At 30.6% G+C, this 18,637-nt stretch carries 18 protein-coding genes; 4 read left to right on the top strand and 14 right to left on the bottom strand.

Annotated features, from left to right (window positions below; all coding sequences use genetic code 11):
• Positions 1–3: 3 nt before the first annotated feature.
• Entirely contained in the window at positions 4–981 is a 978-nt protein-coding gene (locus P2G10_RS01560) for a DoxX family protein (protein WP_218773206.1), read from the bottom strand.
• Positions 982–997: 16 nt separating this feature from the next.
• A complete protein-coding gene (locus tag P2G10_RS01555; protein WP_218773205.1) occupies positions 998–1,543 on the bottom strand; it encodes a DUF1599 domain-containing protein in 546 nt (181 codons plus the stop codon).
• 80 nt (positions 1,544–1,623) lie between these two features.
• Between P2G10_RS01555 and folP the strand changes: the two genes are divergently transcribed.
• Both folP and cdaA read left to right on the top strand, forming a co-directional pair.
• On the top strand, positions 1,624–2,445 hold the full coding sequence (folP, locus tag P2G10_RS01550; protein WP_275314935.1) for a dihydropteroate synthase: 822 nt from the start codon (positions 1,624–1,626) through the stop codon (positions 2,443–2,445).
• 34 nt (positions 2,446–2,479) lie between these two features.
• Complete coding sequence (gene cdaA, locus P2G10_RS01545) at positions 2,480–3,262, top strand: diadenylate cyclase CdaA (RefSeq protein ID WP_218773203.1); 783 nt, start codon at positions 2,480–2,482, stop codon at positions 3,260–3,262.
• Positions 3,263–3,365: 103 nt separating this feature from the next.
• Here the strand turns inward: cdaA and P2G10_RS01540 are convergent, their stop codons facing one another.
• From P2G10_RS01540 to truA, 3 genes are all read right to left on the bottom strand, one after another.
• Complete coding sequence (locus P2G10_RS01540; RefSeq protein WP_218773202.1) at positions 3,366–3,800, bottom strand: hypothetical protein; 435 nt, start codon at positions 3,798–3,800, stop codon at positions 3,366–3,368.
• Positions 3,801–3,875: 75 nt separating this feature from the next.
• On the bottom strand, positions 3,876–5,639 hold the full coding sequence (locus P2G10_RS01535) for an ABC transporter ATP-binding protein (RefSeq protein ID WP_275314933.1): 1,764 nt from the start codon (positions 5,637–5,639) through the stop codon (positions 3,876–3,878).
• Positions 5,639–6,373, bottom strand: a complete 735-nt coding sequence (gene truA / locus P2G10_RS01530; RefSeq protein WP_275314932.1) for a tRNA pseudouridine(38-40) synthase TruA — start codon at positions 6,371–6,373, stop codon at positions 5,639–5,641. Before truA ends, P2G10_RS01535 begins: the two co-directional genes overlap by 1 nt.
• A 277-nt stretch (positions 6,374–6,650) precedes the next feature.
• Between truA and P2G10_RS01525 the strand changes: the two genes are divergently transcribed.
• Positions 6,651–7,145, top strand: a complete 495-nt coding sequence (locus tag P2G10_RS01525) for a metallophosphoesterase family protein (RefSeq protein WP_275314931.1) — start codon at positions 6,651–6,653, stop codon at positions 7,143–7,145.
• Here P2G10_RS01525 and P2G10_RS01520 read toward each other — a convergent pair.
• From P2G10_RS01520 to P2G10_RS01505, 4 genes are all read right to left on the bottom strand, one after another.
• Positions 7,131–8,942: a tetratricopeptide repeat-containing sensor histidine kinase gene (locus P2G10_RS01520; protein WP_218773198.1), complete on the bottom strand. Its 1,812-nt coding sequence runs from the start codon at positions 8,940–8,942 to the stop codon at positions 7,131–7,133. The two genes, P2G10_RS01525 and P2G10_RS01520, sit on opposite strands and share 15 nt — an antisense overlap.
• Positions 8,943–8,947: 5 nt before the next feature.
• On the bottom strand, positions 8,948–9,616 hold the full coding sequence (locus P2G10_RS01515; protein ID WP_275314929.1) for a hypothetical protein: 669 nt from the start codon (positions 9,614–9,616) through the stop codon (positions 8,948–8,950).
• Positions 9,617–9,890: 274 nt separating this feature from the next.
• Entirely contained in the window at positions 9,891–10,541 is a 651-nt protein-coding gene (locus tag P2G10_RS01510; protein WP_218773196.1) for a response regulator transcription factor, read from the bottom strand.
• Between the two features lie 225 nt (positions 10,542–10,766).
• Positions 10,767–11,204 (bottom strand): DUF4293 domain-containing protein, encoded by a 438-nt coding sequence (locus P2G10_RS01505; protein WP_275314928.1) that lies wholly within the window; start codon positions 11,202–11,204, stop codon positions 10,767–10,769.
• A 202-nt stretch (positions 11,205–11,406) separates the two neighbouring features.
• Between P2G10_RS01505 and rho the strand changes: the two genes are divergently transcribed.
• Positions 11,407–13,098 (top strand): transcription termination factor Rho, encoded by a 1,692-nt coding sequence (gene rho / locus P2G10_RS01500; protein WP_275314927.1) that lies wholly within the window; start codon positions 11,407–11,409, stop codon positions 13,096–13,098.
• Positions 13,099–13,147: 49 nt separating this feature from the next.
• Here the strand turns inward: rho and P2G10_RS01495 are convergent, their stop codons facing one another.
• The 5 genes from P2G10_RS01495 to P2G10_RS01475 all read right to left on the bottom strand — a co-directional run bounded on the left by P2G10_RS01495 (position 13,148) and on the right by P2G10_RS01475 (position 18,492).
• Positions 13,148–13,696: a 5-formyltetrahydrofolate cyclo-ligase gene (locus tag P2G10_RS01495; protein WP_218773193.1), complete on the bottom strand. Its 549-nt coding sequence runs from the start codon at positions 13,694–13,696 to the stop codon at positions 13,148–13,150.
• A 2-nt stretch (positions 13,697–13,698) separates the two neighbouring features.
• Complete coding sequence (locus P2G10_RS01490; protein WP_218773192.1) at positions 13,699–14,064, bottom strand: MmcQ/YjbR family DNA-binding protein; 366 nt, start codon at positions 14,062–14,064, stop codon at positions 13,699–13,701.
• Complete coding sequence (locus tag P2G10_RS01485) at positions 14,064–14,675, bottom strand: DUF4230 domain-containing protein (protein WP_218773191.1); 612 nt, start codon at positions 14,673–14,675, stop codon at positions 14,064–14,066. The genes P2G10_RS01490 and P2G10_RS01485 overlap by 1 nt, the downstream gene beginning before the upstream one ends.
• Positions 14,676–14,767: 92 nt before the next feature.
• Entirely contained in the window at positions 14,768–16,039 is a 1,272-nt protein-coding gene (locus P2G10_RS01480; protein ID WP_218773190.1) for a hypothetical protein, read from the bottom strand.
• Between the two features lie 32 nt (positions 16,040–16,071).
• Positions 16,072–18,492 (bottom strand): TonB-dependent receptor, encoded by a 2,421-nt coding sequence (locus P2G10_RS01475; RefSeq protein ID WP_275314926.1) that lies wholly within the window; start codon positions 18,490–18,492, stop codon positions 16,072–16,074.
• Between the last annotated feature and the right edge of the window lie 145 nt (positions 18,493–18,637).

Genomic DNA, 18,637 nt, shown 5'->3' with positions numbered 1-18,637 from the left:
TTGTTATTTTAAAGTAACATCATCTGCATCTGTCCAGTTCCATTTACCTACGATAATTCCTTTCTCGACAGTAACAATTCCTGGATTTGCTCTGATAACTGTTTTTAAAGCTGTTTCATCACAGAATCCGAATGTATATGGTAGGTTAAATTCTTTTTGTGTGGCTGCTAAGTCTTCAATATAAGAAGCTGTTAAAACATAAACTTCATAACCTTTGGCTTTAGCGTTTGCAGCAGTTTTTGAAATCGCAGCAATACCTTGTTTTTCTGTTTTTTCGAAATTATACATGATAATAAGCATTGCCTTGTCTTTTGCTAGCATAGCTTCTAGTTGATCTCCATCTTCGTCGGTTTCAATCATAAAATCATGAATTGGTGGTACTTCATCGCTGTCTTCTTGGTATTTCATACCTTCAGCGATATCTGTACCTATTGAATAGGCTCTAAAATCGATAATTGGTAAATGATTTAATACATAGTAGGTAATGAATAGCGAAACTAATATGGTTCCGTACGTTTTTATAGCGCCAAGTTTGTCTGAAAGTAAAGGTTTAATATGTTTTAACCCGAAGATTAAAATGACGATAAAAACCATAAATACAACATTCTTATAAAAAGTTTCTTTAGGTGTAAGCTTTAGGGCGTCACCAAAACATCCGCAGTCTGTAACTTTGTTATAAGTATAAGAATACCATGTTAAGAATAAAAAGATGATGTTAAGACTAAATATACTCCATATCGTAAGTTTTGGTTTGTAACCAACAATAAGCATTACTCCTAAAACTAATTCAGAGATAATTAAAAGAATAGCAAAAGGCAAAGTATAAGGAATTAAGAATTCCATATTTAAAACACCTTCACTAAAGTATTCTTGAAACTTGTATTGAGAGCCAATCGGGTCTACTAACTTAACAAAGCCTGAATAAATGAATAAAAGCCCTACTAATACTCTTGAAATGTGTGTTAAAATTTTTAAAATCATTTTTTGGGGTTTAAGGTTAACTATCTAACTCTGAATGATGGATTAAAGCAAAAATAGCATAATTAATCATATCCTGGTAATTTGCATCGATTCCTTCAGAAACTAAGGTTTTTCCTTTGTTATCTTCAATTTGTTTTACGCGAAGTAATTTTTGAAGAATTAAATCCGTTAAAGATGAAATTCTCATATCTCGCCAAGCTTCACCGTAATCATGGTTTTTATTTTCCATTAATTCTTTGGTGATTTTTATGTGTTTATTATATAACGATGTGGCTTCAGTTGTATTTAAATCTGGTTGGTCGGCAACACCTAGTTCTAGCTGAATAAGTGCCATTATTGAATAATTAATGATCCCTATAAATTCTGGTTTTTCTCCTTCATCTACCATACGCTTGGTATTTTCTTGTAACTGGCGGATACGTTGTGCTTTTATGAATATTTGATCCGTTAGAGATGGAAGTCTTAAAATTCTCCATGCACTACCATAATCGCTCATTTTTTTTGTAAACAAACTACTACATTCCTCTACTACTACATCATATTGTTTGGATGTGTTTTGCATCTTTTTTATTTAAAAGTAATCCATCAAAAATAGTAAATATTAAAAGCTTTTCATTTATTTTTACTTAGAAATTTATAAGGATGACAATTAATTGTAAAGGAACATTAATCGATCTTACTTCTCCGAAAGTAATGGGGATTTTAAATATCACTCCAGATTCTTTTTTTGATGGTGGAAAATACAAAGACGAACATGCAATTCTTAGTCAAACTGAGAAAATGTTACAGGAAGGCGCAACCTTTATTGATGTTGGAGCGTATTCGTCAAGACCGGGAGCAAAGCATGTTTCTGAGGCAGAAGAACTGCAAAGAATAGTGCCGGTAATAAAATTATTGGTGAAGCATTTTCCTGATATTCTTATTTCTGTAGATTCTTTTAGAAGTGCTGTTGTAAAAGAATCAATTAATGCAGGAGCATCAATAATTAATGATATTTCTGGAGGTGTACAAGATGATAAAATGTTTGCAGCAGTGGCGAGTTTGCAGGTGCCTTATATAATGATGCACATGCAAGGAACTCCGCAGAGTATGCAGTTAAACCCTGTTTATGAAAATGTGGTAACGGATATAATTTCGTTTTTTGCAGCGCAGTTACGTAAACTCCGTGAATTAAAAGTAAACGATGTTATTATAGATGTAGGTTTTGGTTTTGGAAAAACAATAGAACATAATTACGAGTTACTGAAAAAACTTTCGTTATTTGAAAATTTAGAAGTGCCTATTTTAACAGGAGTTTCAAGAAAATCAATGCTTTACAAAACGCTTGATATTATACCTCAAGAAGCATTAAACGCAACTACGGTAGCCAATACAATTGCGCTCTTAAACGGAACAAATATCTTAAGAGTTCATGATGTAAAAGAGGCAGTTGAAGCAGTAAAAATCGTGAGGCAATTAGGATAAAATGATTACTTTTACTAAAACTTCAAAATAATTAATGAATTTAGATTTTATCGATTTTTCGTTTCTTGATGTACTTGACATTATTCTAGTAGCAATACTACTTTACTATATTTATAAGTTGTTAAAAGGAACAGTGGCTATTAATATTGTGATAGGAATTGCGTTGATATTTTTAATATGGAAAATAACACAAGCACTTCACATGGAAATGTTAAGTGGAATTCTTGGTTATTTACTTTCTGGTGGTGTTATTGCTTTACTTATTGTGTTTCAGCAAGAAATTAGAAAGTTTTTATTGATGATAGGAACCACTAATTTTTCAGCGAAACGAGGTTTTTTAAACCAATTGAAGTTTTTAAAAACTGAAATTAATTCAGAAACAGATGTTGAAACAATTTTAACAGCCTGTAAAAGTATGTCTAAAACACGAACAGGTGCTTTGTTGGTTATTGAAAAAACAAACAATCTTGATTTTTTAATAAATACAGGAGATAAAATGAATGCTTTGGTAAACGAAGCTATTTTAGAAAGTATTTTTTATAAAAATAGTCCGCTACATGATGGGGCAACTGTAATTCGTGATAACTTTATTATTGCTACTCGTGTAGTTTTACCTGTTTCTGGCAGTACAAAAATACCATCTCGTTTTGGGTTAAGGCACAGAGCAGCTATTGGAGTTACAGAAAAAACAGATGCTATTTGCTTGTTAGTTTCAGAAGAAACAGGAGAGATATCTTATATAAATAATGGGGAATTTGTATTTTATAAAACCCAAGAAGATTTATTCTTAAGACTTCAAAAAGATTTAACTACCTAAGTAATATTTTTTTAGATTTATTTTAAAGGATGAAAAAATATAAGGATTAAATAAAAAAAAAGCTCGCAATTGCGAGCTTTTTAACTTTTATAAGAATCTAAAATTATTTAGCAGGAGCCATTTTAGATTGTATAGCACTCATTACTGAGTTAAATTTCTTTGTTCCTTCAGCATCTAAAGTAGCAACGATTTCTTTTCCTTTAGCAGCTAATTCAACACCTTTTTTAGCTAATTCAGTATTTTTTAATACATCTCCTTTAGCATCAATATAGTTTTGAGCATATTCAGCATAAGATTCTAAATACTCACCTACTTTAGGGTCTTTAAATTCAGGAATAGTTACTCCTTCAAAAGCAGTTTCTACAGCTTCAGTAGCTTCTTCAGCGGCAGCTTCAACTTCTTCAGCAGCTTCAGTAGCTTTTTCAGTTGCAGTATCTACAGCTTCAATAGTAGTTTCTTTAGCGTCTTTAGCCTCATTTTTACAAGAAGTTGCTAATAAAGCACCAGCAACACACATGGTTAAAATTACTTTTTTCATTGTTTTACGTTTTTTTAGTTAATAGATTGATTAACGCAAATGTATTCTTTTAACAAATCTAAACAAACTTAAATGTTAAATAATTTCAGTACTAAATTGCTTTTCATAAAGATTTTTATAATAACCATTATTTTTTTGAAGTAACTGATTATGATCGCCTTGCTCAACAATTATACCTTTATCCATAACAATAATAGTATCTGCTTTTTTTATAGTTGCTAATCGGTGTGCAATAACTATAGAGGTTCTACCTTTTGTAATTTCGTCGGTAGCATGTTGAATCATTTGTTCAGAATGTGTATCTACAGATGATGTAGCTTCGTCTAAAATTAAAATACTTGGTTTGCTAACATATGCACGTAAAAAAGCGATTAATTGGCGCTGTCCAGAAGAAAGCATTCCACCACGTTCTTTCACATTGTATGCATAGTTGTTGGGTAATGTCATGATAAAATCATGAATACCAATTTGTTTGGCAGCTTTCTTTACATCATCAAGAGAAATGTCGTTGTTTTTTAAAGAAATATTATTAAAAATAGTATCAGAAAATAAAAATACATCTTGTAAAACTACAGCAACTTTTTCACGCAGTGCATTAATTTCATAATCTTCAACAAGAACATCGTCAAGGTAAATAGCGCCGCTATCTATTTCGTAAAAACGGTTTATTAAATTTATAATAGTCGATTTTCCAGCTCCTGTTGCACCAACAATGGCAATAGTCTCTCCTTTTTTAACATTAAAACTAATGCCTTTTAAAACTTCTTCGTCTTTAATGTAGCTAAAACGCACGTCTTTAAAACGGATGTTTCCTTGTAGTGATTCGGTAGTAATGGTACCACTTTTTGTAATAGAGCTTTCGGTATCAATCACATTAAAAACTCTTTCTCCAGCTACAATTCCCATTTGTAGTTGGTTGAATTTATCTGCAATTTGACGAAGTGGTCTAAATAGCATTTGAGACATTTTTATAAATCCAATAATTGCACCAACAGTTACCGCATTATCCTCAACAACTTGAAGTCCGCCAAACCATACAATTAGTCCGATAGCAATAGATGATAATATTTCTGCAATTGGAAAAAATATCGAATAATACCAAACCGTTTTTACATGTGCTTTTTTATGTTTTTCGTTAATACCAACAAAATTTTGATATTCAATTTTTTCACGATTAAAGAGTTGCACAATTTTCATTCCTGTTACTCTTTCTTGAACAAAACCATTAAGGTTTGCTACCTGATTACGTACATCTTGAAAAGTAGATTTTATGGCTATCTGAAAAATCTTTGTAGCATAAATTAAAACAGGTAGCGTTGCCAATGCTATGATTGCTAACTTCCAATTGGTATAAAGCATTACAATTATAACAATGATCATTTTTAAAACATCACTGATAATCATAAAAACACCTTGCGTAAAAAAATTAGCAATTGTTTCGATGTCAGACACAACTCTGGTAACCAATTTACCTACGGATGAGTTGTTGAAATAACTCATTTTAAAAGCTACTATTTTTCTGAATGTTTTAGCCCTTATATCTCTAATAATATGTTGCCCAACCCAATTGGCATTGTAAATAAAACTAAACTGAAATAATACCTGTACTAATAGCACGGCAAGCATCGCTATTGTATAATACAGTAATCTTGTTAAATCTTTATGCGCCACAAAATCATCAATAGCCGTCATTAAAATAACCGGACTCATTACAGCGAAAACAGCTAAGAGTATTGTTGATGTTGCTGCTACAATAAATCGTACACGGTAAAGTTTTGCAAAACTCATTAGTCTTACAAAAATCTTAATGTCAAATGCTTTTCCTGTTGTTTTACTCACTATATATAATTGTATTCTACTTTTGTTAAAAATAATCCTTTTGCAGGTACAGAGGTTCCTGCTTTACTTCTGTTTTTGCTTTCTATAATTTTTTTAAAATCATCAATAGTTGTTTTACCGATTCCGATATCTATTAATGTGCCTACAATTGCTCTTACCATGTTTCTTAAAAAACGGTTTGCGCTGATATGAAAAGTCAATTCGTTACCATTTAAAACCCACAAAGCGTTTGTAACATCGCAATTAAAAGTATGAACACCTGTTTTTACTTTCGAAAAACATTCGAAATCTTCATGTTCATATAAAATTGCAGCAGCCTGATTCATTAAATTAATGTTTAATTGTTGATTGTATAGTTGCCAAGCAGTGTCTAACGAAAACGGATTTCTGCCAAGCCAAATTTTATACTCATAACTTCTGCTAGTAGCATCAAAACGAACATGTGCATCATCATGCACTAATTTGGTATTGTATATTACAATATCATCGGGTAAAAGAGCATTTAATCTAAAGGCAAAATTTTCAGCTAAAACAATATCGGTATCAAAATGAGCAAACATTTGGGATGCATGCACACCAGCATCTGTTCTACCAGCGCCAGTAATAATTATGTTTTGCCTTAAAACAGTACTAATAGCATTGTTTATTTTTTCTTGTACAGAAATTGCATCAGGTTGTATTTGCCAACCATGATAGTTTTTCCCTTTATACGCTAGTTCAATAAAATACCTCAAAAAACAATGAAATTTAAAAGTGCTAAATTATGAAATATTAGACTGAGTTGTTATGGCTATTTAAAGAAATATAGTCTATTTCTTTAAAATGAAGAATAGGTAGGTTGTTAATATTTAATTTGTAAGCATAGGTTAACATCAAAGCTTTTAATGTGTTATATGTTTATGGCTCGTTAAAATGAGATAAATACAAGTGCCCCATTAGTTCATTAATATTAGATTCATAATTATATATTATGGATCTATTTTTTATGCACTATTTATTAGTTTTGTAGTAATGAAAAAGATACTCTTACTTTCTGATACGCATAGTTATATTGATGATCAAATATTAAAGTTTGTAAAGCAAGCAGATGAGGTTTGGCATGCAGGCGATATAGGTGATTTAAATGTTACGGATACTTTAAAAAAACACAAGCCTTTACGCGCTGTTTATGGTAATATTGATGATAATGATGCGAGAGCAGAATTCCCTTTAGATAGTAAATTTACTGTTGAAGGTATTACTGTTTGGATTACGCATATAGGTGGATATCCAAATGCATATAAACCGAGAGTAAGAGAAGCGCTAAAAGTTGATACACCCAAAATATTTATCAGTGGACATTCGCATATTTTAAAAGTACAATACGACCAAAAATTTAATTTACTACACTTAAATCCCGGCGCTGCAGGAAAACACGGTTTTCATAAAATAAGAACAATGCTGCGTTTTGAGTTGCATGCTGGTGAAATTACAAATATGGAAGTTATAGAGTTAGCTCACCGATGAAAATTGAAATGGTTTTTGTTGCTGGATAGGGATGATTATAGAAACTTTAGTTCCTTTGTTATCTTCTGAATTAATAGTGAATTTACCGTTCATCATTTCAATTCTAGCTTCTATTTGGTTTAATCCGATGCCATTATTTTTAAAAGAAGAAGATGAGGTTGAAAATCCAACCCCATCATCGTTAACAAGAACAGTTAGTTGATTCTTCTCTTGTTTTATAATTATTTGAGCATAATTAGCTTTACTATGTTTTAGAATATTATTAGCAAGCTCTTGAATAATATTAAACACTTTTATTTCAAATTCTTGATTATACCTATTGATGTTTAGGGCGCTAACTTTAAATTTTAATTCGCTGTTAGAGAATTTCTTAGCAACATCTTTTAAAGCATACTCTAGCCCGAATTTTAGTAATATAGAAGATACAAGGTTGTGTGATAAATCTCTTACTTTTTGCGAAGCCTCTAATATTATAGCTTGTGTTTTTTCTATCTCTAAAGGAGTAACTCCTTTAAATTGTTTTTTTGTGGCGCTTAAATGCATGTTTGCAGACGATAGTAATGCGCTAACGTTATCATGTAACGTTTCCGCTATTTGTTTTCGTTCAGATTCTTTACCGTCTATTGTAGCATTTAATATTTTTGTTTGAGCATCTGATTTTATTTTTTCGATACTCTGCTGTTGTTTTAAGCTGTTTTCAGATAGTTTTAATTGCAAGTTGTCTTTACGTAACTTATAGTTATAAACCAATCCACCAGAAATAACAATCACCAATAAACTTAAGGCGCCAAAGAGTAAGGTGGTTTTGTCGTCTTTAGCTTTTATTAATTCAGTTTGGTTTTTAACTAAATTATTTTTTTCTTTTTCAAGATCAATTATTTGTTTAGAATGAATTTTTTCAATCATTTTTCTAACTTCACTATCTCTAAGGTTGTCTTTTAAGTCATATGCTTTTTCTTGATACTCGTATGCTTTGTAGTCTTTAAGTAAGTACAGAGTCCAAGCTAAATTATAAAAAAGCTCTTCTTTAAATTTTGTAGCATTAATAGAGTTTGTTTGGTTCACTAACTCTAATCCCTGAAAATAAATTTTTTTTGCTTCTTCATAGTTCTCTTCAATTAAATAGATGCTAGCTAGGTTGTTAAGAGCAGAAGCTTGAAAAGGTTTGTTATTTGTGTTTTCATGAATTTTAATAGCTTTTTTTAAATTTTTTTTAGCCTCTTCAAGTTTTTTTGAGTTAATTAAAATAACAGATAAATTAACATAAGCTTTTGCTTTAATCGATTCAATATTTTGATTTAATGCGTTAATAGCTATTATTTCACGATAATATTTTTCAGCATTGGCATTATCATTGAGATATGAATAATTGCTTCCAATACCTAATAAGGTTTTTGCAAGTTTTTCATCATTATTTGTAAAGTTGTAATCAATATTTTTTTTATCATTAATTAAGCGTAAACAGTCTTTATAGTAGTTGATGGCTTTTTTGTAATTTTTTGTTTTTTCGAATATTTTTGCAACTAAAAAAGTAGATGAAAATTGAATTTCTATATCGTTTTTGTCTTTTCCGAGTTGTATTAATTGCAATGATTTTTCAAGAGCCTTAGTATATTCTTCCTGTTCGTATAATAATTTATATAAATTATGTTTTTTATATAATAAAGAATCTTTTATTTGTAGAAACTCTTTTTCGCTAGAAAAAGAATTTACTTTGCTTTTTCTAGTGAAAGAGTAGTTTATTATTGTAAATAATAATATCGTTATTATAATATTTTTAAAAGAGGTGATTTTCATTTAATTTATAGGAAATCATTTCCTTGTATAGATAATCTTGGTTTTTTCTTGCTCGTAGGTTCTTCAGATCTCCCTTCATATTTATGATTAACAAAATCTAATTTAATTAAATTAGTTGTATTCATCTCTAATTGTCTTGAGAACTCCTGTTGTTTTGCTTTTCCGGTAGCTAAATGTACTTCGTAAGTTTCTATTTCTTCATTATAAACGAATTCTGTAGTAACGTTATTATTAACTGTAAAGTTAAGTGTAAATGTGCCATCTTCATTCTTAGCAATACTATATGAACTTAAAAATTCGGTAACACTACCTTTATGAAACTTAATATCTTCATCTTCAATAGATATTTGCATACGTTTCCCTTTGTTAGCATCTAAAAAACCTATTTTTAATTGGTCTTCCTCAATATTAAAGTCATTGCTGTGTTTAATAGCTGTCTTGTGGTTTGCTTCAGATAAGATGATGTCATTAGAATTGTCAGTGTTTTTAACGGTAGTTACATCTGTGTTTTCTGCAGTGTTGAAGTCTATAGAATAAGCACCGTTAGCATCTCTTTTTAACGTGTATGATTGTAATAAATTTTCAGGATTTGTATCTATAACTTCGTCTTGGTTAGATGAACATGAAGCAAATATTAGACTAAATACTAATAAAAAAGGAGTAAAATTTTTCATGATTTTTAGTTTTAAATTATTTTAAAAGATTAAAAAAATAGCGATGCAATTAAAATATGTGAATTCCAATTGGCATTTAATTTTAGGGGTAAAAGAGAACAAGATAAAAGGTTTTCTATTTTATGCTACTACTAACACTTACATCGCTATAAATTATTATTACTATTATATTTTTTTATTTAGTAGTTATTAGCGATGTACTATTGATAAAGTATAGATTTCGGGGGACATTTTCTTTATTACGGGGGATTAAAGAAAACATTTTGAAGGGTTTCTATACTATATCGTTTCTTACAGCGTACATCGCTAAACCTACTACGTTTTTTACTTTTAATTTTTTATATAAACTTCTACGGTATGTTTCAACAGTTTTAATACTAACCAATAGATGCTCTGCTATTTCAGTAGAGTTTTTTTCTTCAGCTATTAGCTTTAAAACTTCAACTTCTCTTTCTGTTAAGTTACCATACCTTAATCCTTCTTCTTTTATCTTAGCTTCTGTTACATATAGCTCTAATAAGCTACTTTTTACGTCGTCACTAAAATATTGTTCACCATTGTAAACACTTCTTACAGCATTAATAATATGGTCACTAGCACAGGTTTTGTCTATAAAGCCGTTTGCTCCTAATCTTATTATTTCTTGCACTAGTTTTGGGTCGCTTAAACTAGATAGTATCACTGTTTTAATTTTTTTTCTACGCTGTTTAAAGGCTTTTAAAACTTCAATACCATCCATTTCTGGCATGTTAATATCTAAAACTAACACATCAGCTTTGTTTTTAGCAGACCAGTCTACTACTTGTTTTCCTGTTAAAGAGTATCCTTCTATTTCAAAGTCCTCCTCAGTATTTAATAAGGCGATAACTCCATCTATTAAGATTTTGTGGTCATCGGCTATGTGAACTTTAATCTTCTGATTCATCGTTGTTACGTTTACAAATCTATAATATAAAAATAGTGTGTACAATACCCAATAACCCTATTTGTCATCTAAGGGTTAACCCTAACGAAATAGGGTTAACCCTATTTTTGTTAACATTTCTTTAACATTTGGAGTGTGATTTGAGTGATATCGATACGTGACAAAAATAGAAAACCGAGATATAAATCTCGGTTTTTTCGCACTAAATATACTAAGATGTTAGGTTTATCGTAATCTATCGACAGATTTTACAAGATCTTCATCCTTCTTAATGGCTTTATTTGCTAAAACTAACAGCAAAATAACAATGACAGGAAAAAACATCCCAATACCTTTCTCTGAAACTAAAGCTTCTCCAGATAATGTTTGTGACAGATATATCAATATGCCTAATAAAAAAAGGTTTATCAATATGTTTAAACGCCCTAAAACAAATTGCAACTGACGGTTTTTAAATAAAAACAAGGTTACAAATGATAATAAAGCTGAAGCAAAAAATAATATAGGAGTTGTTTTTTCTAAAACAGAAACTCCTGAAAATAGATCGACTATATATATAGGTAGGTTAGTTTGAGAATTAGTCCAAAGACTAAAGATAAACGTTAAACCTGCAGAAATAATTCCTGCAATTAATAAATAGATAGATTGTTTTCTTTGTATCATATTTTTTATTCGATAGCAAATGTAATATTTCTTTTTAGAAAAAGAAATATTACAAGTTAAAATATTTGTATATATTTGTCACGTAAGTAACTGCACACGTCGATAATTATGTAGCCCCTATATAATTACAATCAAATTAAAACTTAAATACAACTATATCTTTTTTTCATAAAGGATTATACATAACTTAATTATTTTACGAATGTTCGAGATTTCGGAATTAAAAACTAAAAAACTAATAGATTTACAAACAATAGCAAAAACTATAGGTTTAACAAAAGTAAGTCAGTTAAAAAAGTTAGATTTAGTTTATAAAATTTTAGATGCACAAGCTGAAACTAATGCAAATGAAGCTAAACCTGTAGAGGAAAAGCCTAAAAGAAGAAGAATAGAAAAATCTGAAGAAACCCAAAAACAGCCAAAAGAAAAAGTTGTTAAAAAGGTAGCTGTTAAAGCGGAAAAAAAAGAAACTCCAGTTGTTAATAAGGTTGAAGCGGTTAAAGATAAAGTCTCAGAAGAAAAAGAAGTTGTTGAGGTTAAAAAGCCAGCTCCAAGACCAAGGCCAAGACCAAGAGCAGAGGTAGAAGCAAAGAAAAAAGCTTTAAGTTCAGAGCAGCAAGCAGAACCTAAAAAACAAACAGAGACAAAAAAACAAGCTACACCGACACCAAGGCCAAGAGCACAGGTAGAGGCAAGCAAGAAGTCGCAACATAAAAATCAGAATGCTAAAAAATCACATAACAAAAGTGGTAATAAGTATAGAGATCCTGATTTTGAGTTTGACGGTATTATAGAAAGTGAAGGTGTGTTAGAGATGATGCCAGATGGTTATGGATTCTTACGCTCGTCAGATTATAACTACTTATCATCACCTGATGATATTTATGTTTCGCAATCACAAATAAAATTATTCGGATTAAAAACCGGAGATACTGTTTTAGGTAATGTACGTCCACCAAAAGAAGGTGAAAAGTATTTTCCTTTAATTAGAGTATCAAAAATAAATGGATTAAATCCTAATATTGTTCGTGATCGCGTATCTTTTGAACACTTAACTCCGTTATTTTCTGAAGAGAAATTCAACTTAGCAGAAAGAGGAAGTTCATTATCTACAAGAATTATCGATATATTTTCTCCAATAGGTAAAGGGCAGCGTGGTATGATTGTATCACAACCTAAAACTGGTAAAACAATGTTATTAAAGGATGTTGCCAATGCGATTGCAGCAAATCACCCTGAAGTATATCAAATTGTTTTATTAATTGATGAAAGACCAGAAGAGGTTACAGATATGAAACGTAATGTGCGTGGAGAAGTAGTTGCATCTACTTTTGATGAACCTGCAGATAAGCATGTTCGTGTTGCAAATATTGTTTTAGAAAAAGCAAAACGTTTGGTAGAATGTGGACACGATGTGGTAATTTTATTAGATTCAATTACACGTTTAGCAAGAGCTTATAACACTGTTGCGCCTGCTTCAGGTAAAATATTATCTGGTGGTATAGATGCTAATGCATTGCACAAACCAAAGCGCTTCTTTGGTGCGGCTCGTAATATTGAAAACGGTGGTTCGTTAACGATTATTGCTACAGCACTTACCGAAACTGGTTCGAAAATGGATGAGGTTATCTTTGAGGAATTTAAAGGTACTGGTAACATGGAATTACAGTTAGATCGTAATATTTCTAATCGTAGAATTTATCCGGCTATTGATTTAATTAAATCAAGTACACGTCGTGATGATTTATTATTAGATGAGAAAACTGTTCAGCGTATGTGGGTGTTGCGTAAATATTTAGCAGATATGAATCCTGTTGAAGCAATGACATTTATTAATGACAGAATTAGAGTTTCTAAAAATAATGAAGAGTTTTTAATTTCTATGAACGGATAGTTCACTGAAATATAATTTATAAAAAATCCCGCTGCAAAGCGGGATTTTTTTATTTAGGAACAATAATTTGATGTAAAGGAATATCAAATTTATGAGTATCTTCTATTTTTTGTGTTGGAGGGAAAAAATTAAGACCAATCGTTTTGGTATCTTTTCTGCAAGCGACTAGAAATCGATCATAAAATCCTTTTCCGTAGCCAACTCGGTAGTTTTGTTTATCAGAAATTAGCATAGGCACAAATACTAAGTCGATTTTTGTTACCTTAACTTCTTCTGCATTTATAGGTTCTGGAACTCCAAATTTATTTACAGCAATTTTGGTGTCTTCTTTTAGATAAAAATGAGAAAGTGAATCGTCAGTAAAATTACATTGACTCACAATAATTTTTTTATCCTTTTTCCTGAAGAAATCAATAATTGGTTGTGTATCAATTTCATTGAACTTCCGCATCGATAAAAACAAGTGAACATTATTGATATCGTTAAAATCTATATCGAATATTTGTTGATATATGCTTTCTTGAAACTTTGTTTTTTCAACCTCAGTTAAGTTTTTTCTCTTCTGTTTGTATAATTTTCTAAGATCTGATTTTAGCATTTTCACATCGCTTTTAATTCTTCTTGCAGTTTTCTTGTTAAACCTTTTACAATTAAATCATAAGAATGATCTATTAATTGAAAAGCAAAATCGTCAGAAACATCGTTATTTAAAGTAACAGTATTCCAATGTTTTTTATTCATGTGCCAACCAGGGTTTATACTTTCATATTCACCTCGAAGTTCTAAAGATTTATCAGGGTCGCACTTTAAATTTACCTTAGTTTCTCCTTTTTCCCAACTATCCAACCCAGTTAAAGCAAACATTTTATTCATTACTTTAAAAACGAGTGTAACCTCATCAAAAGGAAAATGCTCTGTAACCCCTTTTTTAGTAATACAATAATCTCTTAGCTGTTCTATATGCATTATTTTGATATTTTTTTAGTAGATTCAGGTATTTCTAGCGTAGAGAAATCTAGCTTCCATCCAATTGTTTCTACAAGGTTTTGCATTAAAGAGATAGCCTCTAAAGCTTCTTTGTTTGCAGTTTGCATTAAGTTGCTTTCTGGTATTTTTTGTAAAATATGCTCTTTAGCTTCTTTGTTTACTGTTGTTAAATCATCTGAACTAAACTTGTTTAATAATCCGTTTTGAATGTCGTAAAAACGCAGGTTAGGTTCAACCGAAAAAACTTCTGGCTCCGGAAATTCTGATAAGATTAATATTTTTTTCTTGGTATCGGTATGCATTTTAATTTTTCTAAAATCAAAACCAATATGCACTTTCGCATTAATTAAAATAATAGCTTTTTTCTTACTAGTAAACAAACCTAAAAACTTTTCTTTAGAGTTTTCATGATGATAAATTTCAGCGAATTCTCCTTCGATAGTGATTAACTTAGATACCTTTTTAATTTTATCAAGTAAGATAACAGATTGCTTCTCAGTTAAACTTTTTTTAGTTACTGATGAAAATTTTTGAAAAATAAAATAAGCGCCAATTGCTCCGCCTATTAAGCCTAAAAAAAGTAATTCCATAAATACGAATTTACGTAAAATATGGTGGAGAATAAAAAGGCTTAAGAAAAATCTTAAGCCTTTTATTGAGGGAATAGCAACGTTTTTTTAGATTAATAGATACCTATATAAAATGAATCTGCTCCATTATCAAGTTCGGCACCTTTTGTATAGCCATCAGGTGAAGTACTTTTAGGATCGAAACTATATATGTTCCCTTTTTCACCAAGAGGAGCAATAGCCATATGAAATTTACCATCTTTACCTAAAACACCAGATTGATAATACCACATCCATAAGTTGCTAGGTACATTTAGTTTTACAGCAGTATTGTTATATAAATCAATTCTTGTAACTCCCCAAGGTGTTGTTTTATCGCTGCCACTTCCTATCGAAGCATCATAATAGGGTGCATAAGCAATACCGTTACCAACATAATACCATCCGTTAGCACCAACTTGTGTCATTCCTAATGCAGTAGATAAGTCTAATTGATATGTGTCATCATAGTTTCCGTTTTTAATACGAACTAATTTTGCAGGGTTAGAAGTTAAATGATAAATATCTCCTTTTTCATCTACATGATATACAGGAGCTCTGTAGCCATAAGTAGATCCTTTAGCAACTTCAGATTCTAGTAATACAGGGTTTTTTAAAGAAGGATAATCTACAACTAATGTAGTAGCTTTGTATTCATCGGTTCTAATATTTTCATCAGTATTTGGATCATAACCTCTTTTGGCTACACCGTAATAAGCTTTTCCGTTTTGAATTGTTGGATTGTCAATTCTCCAAATATGTAAACCATCTGCTGTTTGTGGTATTGCTACCTCTTCTTTTTCAGCTAAAGATAAATCTGCAAGTTCAATTCTCTGTAAAATTGCTTTCGCGTCTGTATGTGTGTATACGTCATCTTTATATATTTTTTCGGTATTAATAGCATGTACTAGTGCATCATCTTCGTTAAGAACTTTCCATCGAGGGTAAGCGGTTCCCATTGCTACTTGAACACTTGTTTCTTCTAGCTGAGTGTAATTTGAAGCTCCGTTTATTTCATATTTATAAAGTATACCACCACCATAACTAAGGTTGTATAAAAATTTACCAGAAGGAGTACCGTAAATTCTTGCCGTACGTACCGATGGAACCTCAAAACCTTTACCTTTAAAAGAAATAGAGCCTTCTTTTAATTCAGGAAAAGCCTGAACGAAAGTAGCAGAGTTACCCGTAGATCCTACTCCAAAAGCTACGTTGTAAAATTCTTGAGTACCTGTAGGTGTTTTATCTTCGATAGTATCATTTGATTCGCAACTTATAAACAAGGTACTTGCAAAGGCAGTTGTTAATAGCAATGATTTGCTTATTGATATTAAATTTGTTTTCATAATTGTAATTTATATTTAGATTTAAAATTTGATTAAAATAGTGGTCTATACGTAAGTTTTAAATAAAATGACCTGCCTGGTTTTTGCATAGCCCAATTATCAAAAACTTGCTTGTCGGTGATGTTTTTAGCATTAAAACTTAAGGATGTTTTGTTGTTAGGAGCTGTGTAAGAAATACCTAAATCATGAAGTGTTTGTGTTGGTATGTAGGCTTTTCCTTTGCTAGCTAAGCTTTCCCAGTTTCTGTAGAATTGATGTGTATATCCGAAATTGTAATTAATAGATAGTTTTGAGTTTTTCTTTATAAAGTCATTGAATTTGTATTCTACATAAGTATTTGCAGTTAAATACGGAGCATTTCTTAATCGGTCTTTATAATAAATATATTCTGATCCAAATTCATCATATCTTAAGTTATAACGGGCATTAAAATTAGAAAAATTAGAAGTGATAAATAAGCGATTGTTATAGTTGTACTTTAATTCAAGATCATAACCAGTACTTTTTACTTTACCTAAATTTTCAAAGCCATAGGTGTCTGAAATACTTCCGCTAATTCCTCTTGTAATCAGGTTTTTTATATCTCTTATAAAGAAATTAGTTTCAATATTAAAATGATGTTTTTTTGTAGTGTAAGTTCCTAAAAGAAACCCTAGGTTAAAATTCGTACTTGTTTCTGGTAAAAGAGTATAAGTTGGTTGGATGTTATCACTAGTATTTCCTAATAATTCTGAAATCCCAGGCATTCGCAATGCTTTTTCGGCAGAAGTTAATAGGGTTATTTTAGGAGTTATAGCAAACGAAATAGCTGCTCCGTAACCATTGTGACTAATGTTTTTTTTATACGTAGTAGCAACAATTTCTTGTCCTGCCTTTTTAGGGTCAGATAGTTTTACATCTTGTTTGTACTGTTTATAGAAGAGGTTTGTTTTTAGCTTTTTTGTAAAAAAATTACTTTCATAAGAGTAGCTAATTATTTGCTTGGTAAGATATCTTGTATCTGTTAAATCTCTTTCTGCTTGTGGACGTAGTGGATCGTCAATATCTCTTGTAAATCTGTTATAAAAGTAATGTAGCCCTATTTTATGCTGAGGATGTAGTTGGTAGTAAAGCCCTGTTCTATTGGCTATATTAATTTCTTTGTTTTCAGCTAATGTAGCATCACCTGCTTCTCCGCCATTACTTTGCCAATTAACAGGATCACCATTATTATCTCTTATGATTTTTCCTAGCCAACTATACATATAAGGAACGGTGTCAATTACAGTACGGTTTGTATGAGAAAAAGAGGTAAAGGTGTTAAGAGATAAACCATCGATTACGATATCCTTTTTTCGGTACTTAAAAGATAGCATCTTACTAGTACGTTTGCTTTTTCTATTGCCATATACAATATCCATAACAGGACCTGTTTGTATATCATTTTCCATGTCAGATATTATTAAACCTAAAGTAATTTCATCGGCCCATTTTATTGAAGTATATCCAATGTTTGTTTTTATTCCTTTAGATTTATATTTGTCATGAAAACGTTCTGCTCTCACGTATTTTATTTTCCCTGTATTTGGGTTTATAACATAAACATTATCGCCCCAAACCTCATAATTATTATCTGTACTATTTAAAAAAGTTGAAACATCTATATTGAAGTTTGTTATAGGGTTTCTGTAGCCACCATCAATATTAACTTGATGTGTATTAAAAGATCCATATGAATATGATGCACTAAGATGTGTATCAATACTTTTTTTAATAATAATATTAATACCGCCACCCAAAGCATCCTCTGTTAACTCGGCAGGCAAAACACCTTTGTAGGTTTCAATGCGTTCTATCATTGCGGGAGGAATACTTGACAAAGAAAAAGACTCCCCGTAATTTCGAATCGGAATTCCATCAATAAAAACCCTAACAGAATTACCGCTTAAACCATTAAGATTAAAATGTGTGTGAGAACCAAGTCCTCCACTTTGTCTTATTTTAACGCCTGCTGTTCTACCTAAAATTTCGGTTGATTGTAGGTTTTGAATAGCTAACTTTTGAGTGTTCGCTATAGCAACCGAAAACCCTTTTTCTTTAATAACTTTCCCTTTAGACTTACTAGTTATAGTAACATTATCTAACGTGGTGCTTTCGTTGTTTTCTAAAACAATAGTTAAATAATCTGATTTTTTAGTTAAATCTACCTCTACTGTAATTCCATTTGTTTCGTAGGCTTTAATAAAAACAGTGTATTTTCCGGCAGGAATATCAGAGAAAATAAAATTTCCGTTCTCATCTGTATAGGTGTTTTTACTTATTTGTTTAATATAAACCAAAGCTAGTTCAGCCGGTACACCATTTTTATAGACTACTTTACCGGTTAAGCTTTTTAACGAAGCTTCTTTTGGTGTTTTACTGTAACAGTTAAAACTTATTAGAAGTGATATTGATAATAAATATAAAGCGTTCAAAATTTATTTAGATTAGATTTAAATAGCGAGGCAAATATAATTATTGTTTTTATTTAGATTGGTTAAAAATTAAATATTTTTAATTTATTTTGAAATAGCTAGTTCATAGGTCTGATAAAAAAATAATGTGTTTTATAACAGGTCA

Source organism: Tenacibaculum bernardetii, assembly GCF_029125915.1.
Lineage (GTDB): Bacteria > Bacteroidota > Bacteroidia > Flavobacteriales > Flavobacteriaceae > Polaribacter > Polaribacter bernardetii.
Note: the sequence above shows the minus strand (reverse complement) of the source record. Positions and strands in the feature narration are given on the sequence as shown.